This is a genomic window from Enterococcus sp. C57 (assembly GCF_040887305.1).
Classification (GTDB): Bacteria; Bacillota; Bacilli; order Lactobacillales; family Enterococcaceae; genus Enterococcus_B; species Enterococcus_B hirae.
The window spans coordinates 1-731 of the sequence record NZ_JBFOFP010000027.1 but is presented as its reverse complement, the minus strand read 5'-3'; the positions used below and the strand labels follow the sequence as shown (position 1 = coordinate 731).

General features: G+C 35.2%; 2 protein-coding genes. Both read left to right on the top strand.

What is annotated here, in order from left to right; translation table 11 throughout:
• The first annotated feature begins 46 nt into the window (after positions 1-46).
• Positions 47-241, top strand: coding sequence for a hypothetical protein (locus AB5M32_RS13645; protein ID WP_053766647.1), 195 nt, complete (start codon positions 47-49; stop codon positions 239-241).
• 17 nt (positions 242-258) lie between these two features.
• Entirely contained in the window at positions 259-546 is a 288-nt protein-coding gene (locus tag AB5M32_RS13640) for a hypothetical protein (RefSeq protein WP_053813067.1), read from the top strand.
• Positions 547-731: the final 185 nt, after the last annotated feature.

Here is a 731-nt window from a genome sequence, read left to right as displayed (position 1 = left end):
ATTACAGAAATATTTAGAAAATCAACCAAAAGGAGTAGTTGTGTAGGTGGGACAGCCAAAACAAACAGGTGGGACACCTAAGAAAAGACCGAGATTTTCTCTTGATGATGATACTCTAGCACAGCTTGCTTGGTTATATGAACAAGATACCAAGAATACAAGTCATCGAATCTATCCATCGGATACGTTGAAGAAAATCATTAACGAAGCGTATACAGTACGCAGAGCATTTAGAAATTAGCTATTGGAGGGTTAAGTGTGGCATACGTTGTAAAAGCAATGTGTTATGTCGATTCAGAAGGATATGGAGTTCCTAACTTAAAAGGAGCTAAACGTTATGAATCAAAGGAAATGGCAGAATTAGCTGCCTATGTGAGTAATGGCGAAGTAGTGGAGGTAAAAGATTATTCTCAAAAAACTAATAAAATCAATCCACTTAAAAGGAAAAATTTGAGAAAAGAAAAACAGTCAAAATCAAATCAGGCTTGGTTGAAACAAGAAATGAGTAAGCATGAGCAGAAAAAAGAAATTCATTCCAGAAGTTAACTAAGAGGTTGAATGCTTTTGATGTGACTCAGAACATGAGACACCATGGATTTATCTATTTGTATGATATGTAAAGACAGTCTACGACAGATGTTGATACGGAAGATAAAAATAAACTCGTTATTCTAGTTGAAACAGGAAAGAAACAGTACAAAAGACATCTTGTGAACATGACTAGTTGGAAC